Here is an 8062-nt window from a genome sequence, read left to right on the forward strand (position 1 = left end):
CGTACGCGCTGGTGCTCGGGCGCTTCTACGGTGTCGCCGACGCCGATATCGGTTTCTACCTGTTGCCCTTCGCCGCGGGCAATTTCCTCGGCCCGCTGCTGCTGGGGCGGCTGTTCGACACGGTGGGACGAAAGCCGATGATCGCCATCACGTATGCCATGTCCGGCCTGCTCCTGTTCGCCACGGCGTGGTTGTTCGTCCACGGCAAGCTGGATGCCCGTACACAGACCATGGCGTGGAGCGTCGTGTTCTTCTTTGCCTCGGCGGCGGCGAGCTCCGCGTACCTCACGGTGAGCGAGAGCTTTCCGCTCGAGCTCCGTGCCCTCGCCATCGCGCTGTTCTACGCCTTTGGCACGGCGCTCGGCGGCGTGGTCGGGCCATGGTTTTTCGGCTCTCTCATCGGCACGGGCGAACGTGAGGCCATCGGTTGGGGCTATGCCCTTGGTGCCGGCCTCATGCTGCTGGGCGCGGCCGCCGCCCTAGCTCTCGGGATCGCTGCCGAGCGGCGTCCGCTGGAGGATATCGCCGCTCCGCTCGGGCGCGCCGACTGACCGTAGGAAACGCCTGCGCAACAGGCTCCGGATGAAGTAGAGCGCGGGCTGTGGGTCGTCCCGCCGAAAGGTATGCAGGTGCGCCCTCGCCCACTGGCTCAGCACGCGCAACCAGGGCAGCCGTTGGCGCTTTCGCAGGGCGAGCACCGTCGGGATATCGTGGTAGAGGTCGACGCAGGCCACGCCCTCCGGGTAAGCACGCGTCGCACGCGTCACCGGGAGTCCCTGCGCATCCTGCCAGGCCATCTCGCACACGTTCATGCCGCAGCGTGCGGCGAACTCGACGTAAGTCCACGCGCGCGTGTTCACCTCGATGATGCGATAGACGCCGTCGCGCGGATCGCGTTTGAATTCGGCGCTGAAGATGCCCCGATAATCCAGGCCATCCAGCAGGCGGCGCAAATGATGGACAGCGTCCGGCAGGATCGCGAGTGGCACGGAGTGACAACACGAGCTGTTGCCGAAGTCCGGTGGCGACATGCGCAGGCGCCGTCGGGCGAAGACGCCGGCATACGCGCCATGCCTGTCGCGAAAGCCGTCCACGAAGAAATGCTCGCTGGCCGGACCGGGAACGTATTCCTGGGCCATCACGCTGAAGCCCTGCGCATGCAGACGCGCCCACGTTTCGCGCAGCGCCTCGGGGTTGTCGACCCAGATCCCTTTCACGCCGGTGACATCGCTGAAGCGCTGTGAGTTCACGGGCTTGACGAAGACCCGGTCCATCGCGTCGAACGGGATGGTTTCGATGTCTTCCAGGCAGGCGATGCGATACGTCCGCGGATGCGGAATGTGCGCGGCCGCCAGGTAACCGGCGAAGACCGCCTTGTCCTGCAACAGCTCCTGGGCGTCGCGGCTGGACGTGCTGACCAGGAAACGCTCGCCGAGCCCGGTCGACGGCAGGTCGGCGAGCCAGAGCGCGGCATCGTCCGCGCCGGGAATGATGACGGCCCTGTCCAGCGGCATCGCCCGTAACGCGGCGAGCGCCTGTTCGCCCGGTTGGCCATCCCACGGGTCGCTGCCCGGCGTCGGCCGGTACCAGCGCGAACGGGTGACGAGATCGCCGGGTGGGCAGGCCACATAGGCGGGAATACCGGCGATCTGAAGGCTACGAAGGATACCCAGCGCAGTGGGTCCGCGCCCCATGACAATGGCGGGTATCCGCTCGTCGCCGCACGTAATCATACCGCCCCCTGTGGCGGGTTCCGACGCCGGAATGGCGCACCCTGCAAGGGGAATGTGACATCGGTGAGGGCGACCGGCCAGATCGCCACACGGCCTATGCCCTATCGGTTGGCGCCACGCTGTTCGGCGAGGGCCGCATCGATGGCCGCATCCATGGCCAGTGTGCCCGCGCGCAGGGCGGCGCCGTCGATCAGCTCGAGCACGTCCGCGAGGCCAGCCGACGACCCGGCGGCCGCGGGTGGCCTCGCTGCCGTGCCGGCGGCCTCCGCACTCATTTCGGTGGCGTACTTCACGATCTTCACGGGACGGCCGTTGGCGTCGAAGATCGGGTTGTACGTTGCCTGTATCCAGACCACGACCTGGCCCTTGGCCAATCGTCGATACAGCCCGGCCTCGTGAAGGCCGGACCGCAAGCGCCGCCAGAAGCCGATATAAGCATCCGAACGGCTTTCGTCCTGATCGACGAAAACACTGTGGTGTTTGCCGACGATTTCATCGAGGCGGTAGCCGGTGAAGCCAAGGAATACGTCGTTCGCGTCGAGGATCATGCCGTCGAGCGAGAATTCCACCACACCCTGGGTACGATCGATCGCTTCCACCCGCTGCTCGCGCGTGGCGACCGCCGTGCGCTCGTCGGAGATATCGCAGGCATACAGGAGCACGGACGAGATCCTTCCGCCCCGGCCGGCGACCGGAATGTAGACGGCCTGGAACCAGACCTCTCGCCCCTGGGCGCCCAGGGCGCGATAGGTGCCAGCGACCTGCTCGCCACGGGCAAGGGCTCGCCAGAGGTGCTCCGCATCATCCAATGGGAAGAAGCGGCTGTGGGGCTGGCCGACCACAGCCTCCGCACGGCAGCCGAGTGCCGCAAGGAAGCGCTCGTTGACCGAGCGCACGACACCATCCAGGCCGAACTCGACGACCGACTGGCTGCGCGAAAGCGCGGCGATGATCGCGCGCTCCGTGCGGGCGGTGCGTCTGCCGCGCACCCATCCGAACATACCCATCGTCGCGCCCCGTACTGCAATGTGATTCAAACTGGCTTATCGGCCGGAGGCGGTCCGGGCTTTAGGCGAACGATACCAGTTTCGTCATTTCACATTTGCCCGTCGGCCACGGCGAACGGAACCACCCCCGGGTCACGGGACTCACTGGCCTGGCGTCGCATCGGCGCTGCGGGACGCGGCACCGAGGGTGACGTGCGCCCCAGGGTGATGTTCTTCGAGGCGCGAACCTCCCGGTTCGCGAAGGTCCAGATCTCGCCGGTTTCGGTGACGAATACCGTCCAGTAAAGGTCCGACTCCGGACCGTAGTCGATCAGGAAATGGGCGAAGCCCTCCCCCTTGKGGGTATTCATCGGAAGCGGTGGGTTCAGTTGCAGCATGATGTCCTCCTCGTGTGCCGATTAGCTCCAACAGCGCGTGGGGCCGGAGTGAACGTGCCGTCGATCACGCATCACCGGACGCGGACACCACTTTTCGTCGCGGGTGGGTAACATGGCGCCATCCGAGCGAAGGTCCATCAGGGGATACAGGGCGTGCAGGCACGTAATTTTGCGGTATCGGTTGTCCAGCCCGGTGGCAAGGTCGCCATCGAGATCGAATTCAACGAAAAAATCCACGGGCTTTCCGKCGATACGCTGTGGCTGTCCCTGGAGGACGATGCCAGCCTCGCGGATGCAGAAGCGCTACGCGCCCTGCTGGAGCGGGTAGGTCACCGCCTTACGGTGACGAACGTACGCGCCTGACCGGCGCCGTCGCGGCGTCCGTCACGGTGGTCACCGCGACGGCCAGCGRCACCACCACCGGCGCCAGCCGGTGGTTCACGCCATGTACCTTTCGGCAGCCGAGGCAATGGCGGGTCATGCCCAGGCCACGCCGGGACGCACGCGGGGTGCTCAGGAGACAGCCGCAGACATAGCAGCTGGCGATCGCGCCGCGATCCCATAGCTTGACGCGAACGGCCTGCACGGCCACCCAGCCTACCGCCGCCGTGACCGACCCGGCGACGATCCAGCCCGGGAGGTTGGAATACAGGGAGAGGATGCCGAGGTCCCCGGGCATCTGCTGTACCGCCTTCATCGCCGTCGCCGCGATCGCACCGACGCCAAGGACCATCAGGCCCGGCGAAAACATCCGAAAGTACATCCGTCCGGCGTACGACATGTGGCTCCCCTTCCCCAGCCGGATGCTCCCGGCGGGGTCAGGTTGGAGGCTACAGGGTCTACCCGCCGTGAACGAGCGACGGTCAGGCCGCGGCCGTCCCGAACGACGGCGGCCGGTCGGCCTTTGCCTTGCCRAACGCCTCGTTCGGCGTGTCGCCCATGACGAAGCTCAGGGTGCCACCGGCGACCAGCTCCTTATGGGAAATCCAGCTCCTGGTCCACGGCTGTCCGTTCCAGCTCACCGACTGGATGTACGGCCGGCCGGGGCCATTGCCCTTCGCCTCGATCACCAGCGTCCGGCCCCCGCCCACCTGCACTTCCGCGCGGTCGAGGAGCGGGCTGCCGAAGACGTAATTCGTGCTGACCGGATCGACCGCGTACAAGCCCATCGCGCTGATCACGTACCACGCGCTCATCTGGCCGCAGTCTTCGTTGCCGGGGAGACCGTCGGGCTCGGGCAGGTACATGGATTCAAGGATCATGCGCACCCGCGCCTGGGTCTTGTGATGCGAGCCCGAGTACGCGTAGAGGTAAGGCATGTGGTGACCCGGCTCGTTGCCGAAGGCGTACTGGCCGATCATGCCGGCGATATCCGGCGGTGCATTGTCCGGAAGCGCCGGGTCCGCATTGAAGAGGCCGTCGAGCTTGGCCTCGAACGCGGTTTCGCCACCGAACAGCGTCATGTAGTTGTACACGTCATGCTGGTTGAGGAAGGTGGCCTGCCAGGCATTCGATTCGGTGAAGTCACGCCAGCGCTTCGAGTGACCGATCGCGATCGGGTCGAAAGGCAGAAGCCAGCTGCCGTCGTCGCCACGCGGGCGGACGAACTGCGTGTCCTTGTCGAACACGTTGCGATAGTTCTGCGACTGCGTGCGAAGGAGGGCTGCGTCGTCCGCATGACCGAGCGCGTCGGCCATGTGCGCGACGGCCCAGGCGTCGTACGCGTATTCGAGGGTCTTGCTGGCCGCCTCGCCTTCCTTGTCGCTGGGGATGTATCCCTTCGCACGGAACGCCGGCAGGCCGAAGTAGTCATCCTGCAGGGCGCGGCGACGGAGCACCGGCCAGGCTTTCGCATAGTCGATGCCGGTGAAACCCTTGGCCTGTGCCTCGGCGATCACCGGTGCGCAGTGGTAGCCGATCATGCATACGGTTTCGATGCCCTGCAGCGGCCACACGGGCGCGCCACTCGGGCTTTCCACGGCCAGACGCACGAGACCATCGACTAGGTCGGGCACGCGCTCGGGCTGATACAGCGTGAACAACGGATGCTCGGCACGATACGTATCCCACAGCGAGTAAGTGCTGTAGTTGTGGCGACCCTCGGGCAACGTGTGCACCGCCTTGTCCATGCCGCGGTAGCGACCGTCGAAGTCGCTGAAAACGGTCGGCGCGAGCATGGTGTGGTAAAGCGAGCTGTAAAACGTGCGCTTGATCTTGTCCGACGAGGACTCGATGCGGATACGCGAAAGCTCGTGCTCCCACTCAGCCTCGGCCGAGGCGCGCACGCCGTCGAAGTCCCAGCCGGGGATTTCGTTATCCAGATTGCGCATGGCGCCGTCGATGTCGACACCCGAGATGCCGACCTTCACCAGCAGGGGTTCGCTCGACGCCTTATCGAAATGCAGCGCCGCCTTCAGCTGGTTGCCCTTGATCGTGTTTGTCCCCTTGGGCAAGGCCTTGTCGTCGCTATACAGCGTGGCGCTGACGACAGGTCGCGACAGCTTCATGGCGAAGTAAATGACGCGGCCGGTCGCCCACTGGTACACGCGACGGCCGCCGACGACGGTGTCGTTGCCGACGAGGGTCAGCTCGACATCACTGAGCCGGGTCGGCGTCTCAATGTTGTCCTGGTAGCCGTGTGCGAGGTCGAGCAGGATGTGGGCCTCGCCCTCCTTCGCGAAGGTATAGCGGTGTATGCCGGCCCGCAGCGTGGCAGTGAGCTCGGCAAGGATGTCGTGCTCGGTCAGCTTCACCCGGTAGTACCCTGGATGCGCCTGTTCGCCGGTGTAATGCGAGCGGTAGCCCTTCACGTGCGTGCGATAGCCCTTCTCCGGCTTCTGCCCACCCTTGTGCTTGGCGTCGAAGCGCGACACGTAGTTCACGCCGTCGAAATCGCGGTCGCCGGGCTGCAGGCGCACCGCACCCATCGCCGGCATGACCAGGAAGTCGAGCATGTCCGCTGCGCCGGTGCCGGACAGGTGCGTATGCGAGAAGCCCATGATGGAGCCGTCGCCCTGGTGGTAGCCGGACGAACCGTCCCACTCGGCGTTGTTGGTGTCCGGGCTCAGCTGGACCATGCCGAACGGCCGCGTCGCACCCGGATAGGTGTGACCGTGGCCGCCCGAACCAACGAAGACGTCGACGTAACGCAAGACGCCATCCGCAGCGGTGCCGCCGCTGGCGGGTGGCGCGTTCAGGCCTTTGTGTACGCCACCGGCCAGTGCGGTGAGGGAACCGAGCTGACCGACGGCCGAAACAGCGGCCATCCCTTGCAGAAAACGTCGACGGGTAACCATGAATCGCTCCAGCTCAATGCCGCGTCAGACGCGGCGCAGGGAATCGGGATGCTTATCGGCGAGGTGGACGACCAGCTCGCCGAACAAGGTATTGGCCCACGCGAACCACACGCGGGTGAACTGTTTCGGATCATCCTGATCGAACGCTTCGTGCATGAAACCGGTACCGGCATGCGTGGTCTTCAGCCAGTGCAGGCACTGCCGCTGCTCGGCCACGTCGTCCGTGGTGAAGGCCTTCATCATGATCGACATCGGCCAGATCATGCGCAGGCCTTCATGCGGACCGCCGACGCCTTCCGCGGCGCTGCCCTTGAAGAAGTATGGGTTGTGCGTGCTCCAGACCCGGTCACGCGTGCGCTGGTAGCGCGCGTCGTGCGGCGCACTCTCCAGGTAGGGCATGGCGAGCAGGCTTGGCACGTTGGCGTCGTCCATGAACAGCTGGTTGCCGTAGCCGTCCACTTCGTAGGCCCAGTAATCGCCCTGCGGATCCTTGATCACACCGTACTGCTCGACGGCGGCGGCGACGTCGTCGGCCAGCGCATGGCATTCATCGGCGAACACCTGGTCGCCATAGAAGCTGGCGTGCATCTGGGCGAGACGGCGCAGGGTGACCACGGCAAACAGGTTGCCCGGAATGTTGAACGCGTAGACGGTCGCATCGTCCGAAGGGCGGAACATCTGGTGGATCATGCCCACCGGGCGGGTCGGCTGGCCGTAGCCTTTCAGGAACTGGCTCTCGGTCGGATTGGGCGACTGGCGCTGGAAGTGGTACGGACCAGGGCCTTCCTTGCGCTGCTGCTCGCGAAAGGTCGTGACGATACGACGCGTCGAAGCGCGCCACGCGTCGTCGAAGGGCTCGCGGTCACCGGTGACCTGCCAGTAACCGTGCGCGAGACGCACCGGGTAGCACAGTGAGTCGATTTCCCATTTTCGCTCGGCCACGCCGGGATGCATGTCGGTCTGGTCAGCCTGCGCCCAGTCCAGCTTGCTCTTGCCCTTGGGGTCGGGAAGGAAGGCGTTTGCGTAGGGGTCGATGGCGATGCAGCGTGCCTGCCGGCGGATAAGCCCACGGAACAGCTTGCGCAGCGCTTCGTCTTTCGGCGCCAGCGGCAGGTAAGGCCAGACCTGGGCCGAGGAATCGCGCAGCCACATCGCGTCGATATCACCGGTGACGACGAAGGTATCTTCATAACCGTCGAGACGACCGACTTCCACGGTGGTGTCGAGGGTATTGGGGAAGCAGTTCTCGAACAGCCAGGCCAGTTCCGGATCGGCAATCTTTTTCTTCGTCGTGGCGATCAGCGCTTCGACGGCGTCGCTGGTGAACTTGCGCTGGGCAACCGGCGGACGCTTGCCGGGAAACCGCGAGGCGGCGAATGCCCCTGCACTGATGCCACCGACCATGGCGACACTGGGAACCAGCGACATCCACTTGATGAGATTGCGACGACTGGGATTCACGGCTGGCTTTCCTTCAGGGCATCGATCAGTGAGCGTACCGACAAAGCGTGACGAAGCGTATCGAGAGCGACCTTGCCGTCGATCGCGATATCGACGCTCTCGCCAGGCAGCAGGTCGAAAGCGTTATCGGACAGGCGCACGTCGAGGTCGCCCGTGTCGATCCAGACTCCACGCGCCAGTCGCTTCGC

9 protein-coding genes are annotated in these 8062 nt (G+C 65.4%); 2 read left to right on the top strand and 7 right to left on the bottom strand.

Annotation, left to right across the window (positions count from 1 at the left end; genetic code table 11):
• Positions 1 to 551 (top strand): MFS transporter (locus tag AC1DT2_RS11605; protein WP_477296326.1); only part of this gene is annotated, 551 nt, incomplete at its 5' end.
• Here the strand turns inward: AC1DT2_RS11605 and AC1DT2_RS11610 are convergent.
• From AC1DT2_RS11610 to AC1DT2_RS11620, 3 genes are all read right to left on the bottom strand, one after another.
• On the bottom strand, positions 480 to 1733 hold the full coding sequence (locus AC1DT2_RS11610) for a carboxylate--amine ligase (protein WP_477296327.1): 1254 nt from the start codon (positions 1731 to 1733) through the stop codon (positions 480 to 482). The two genes, AC1DT2_RS11605 and AC1DT2_RS11610, sit on opposite strands and share 72 nt — an antisense overlap.
• 101 nt (positions 1734 to 1834) lie before the next feature.
• Positions 1835 to 2740 (bottom strand): PAS domain-containing protein, encoded by a 906-nt coding sequence (locus AC1DT2_RS11615; RefSeq protein WP_213950041.1) that lies wholly within the window; start codon positions 2738 to 2740, stop codon positions 1835 to 1837.
• A gap of 89 nt (positions 2741 to 2829) precedes the next feature.
• Positions 2830 to 3117 carry a hypothetical protein gene (locus AC1DT2_RS11620; RefSeq protein ID WP_477296328.1) on the bottom strand — a complete coding sequence of 96 codons (288 nt, stop codon included), beginning with the start codon at positions 3115 to 3117 and terminating at the stop codon, positions 2830 to 2832.
• A gap of 153 nt (positions 3118 to 3270) precedes the next feature.
• On the opposite strand from AC1DT2_RS11620, the gene AC1DT2_RS11625 reads away from it, so the two are divergent.
• On the top strand, positions 3271 to 3480 hold the full coding sequence (locus tag AC1DT2_RS11625) for a hypothetical protein (RefSeq protein ID WP_477296329.1): 210 nt from the start codon (positions 3271 to 3273) through the stop codon (positions 3478 to 3480).
• On the opposite strand, the gene AC1DT2_RS11630 is transcribed toward AC1DT2_RS11625, so the two are convergent.
• From AC1DT2_RS11630 to AC1DT2_RS11645, 4 genes are all read right to left on the bottom strand, one after another.
• The gene (locus AC1DT2_RS11630) at positions 3455 to 3898 is read right to left on the bottom strand and encodes a hypothetical protein (RefSeq protein WP_477296330.1); all 444 of its coding nucleotides are present in this window, start codon (positions 3896 to 3898) and stop codon (positions 3455 to 3457) included. The two genes, AC1DT2_RS11625 and AC1DT2_RS11630, sit on opposite strands and share 26 nt — an antisense overlap.
• A gap of 82 nt (positions 3899 to 3980) precedes the next feature.
• Positions 3981 to 6413 (bottom strand): GH92 family glycosyl hydrolase, encoded by a 2433-nt coding sequence (locus AC1DT2_RS11635; RefSeq protein WP_477296332.1) that lies wholly within the window; start codon positions 6411 to 6413, stop codon positions 3981 to 3983.
• A 24-nt stretch (positions 6414 to 6437) separates the two neighbouring features.
• Positions 6438 to 7841 carry a glycoside hydrolase family 125 protein gene (locus tag AC1DT2_RS11640; RefSeq protein WP_213950085.1) on the bottom strand — a complete coding sequence of 468 codons (1404 nt, stop codon included), beginning with the start codon at positions 7839 to 7841 and terminating at the stop codon, positions 6438 to 6440.
• Between the two features lie 29 nt (positions 7842 to 7870).
• Positions 7871 to 8062, bottom strand: a 192-nt coding sequence (locus tag AC1DT2_RS11645; protein WP_477296333.1) for a glycoside hydrolase family 2 protein, incomplete at its 5' end; no start/stop codon positions are given.

This window comes from Luteibacter sp. P4_E6, assembly GCF_056401535.1.

Bases quoted from the DNA above. Each gene is read 5' to 3' on its own strand.
- AC1DT2_RS11615 (WP_213950041.1), bottom strand. From the start codon at position 2,740: ATGGGTATGTTCGGATGGGTGCGCGGCAGACGCACCGCCCGCACGGAG.
- AC1DT2_RS11610 (WP_477296327.1), bottom strand. From the start codon at position 1,733: ATGATTACGTGCGGCGACGAGCGGATACCCGCCATTGTCATGGGGCGC.
- AC1DT2_RS11640 (WP_213950085.1), bottom strand. From the start codon at position 7,841: ATGTCGCTGGTTCCCAGTGTCGCCATGGTCGGTGGCATCAGTGCAGGG.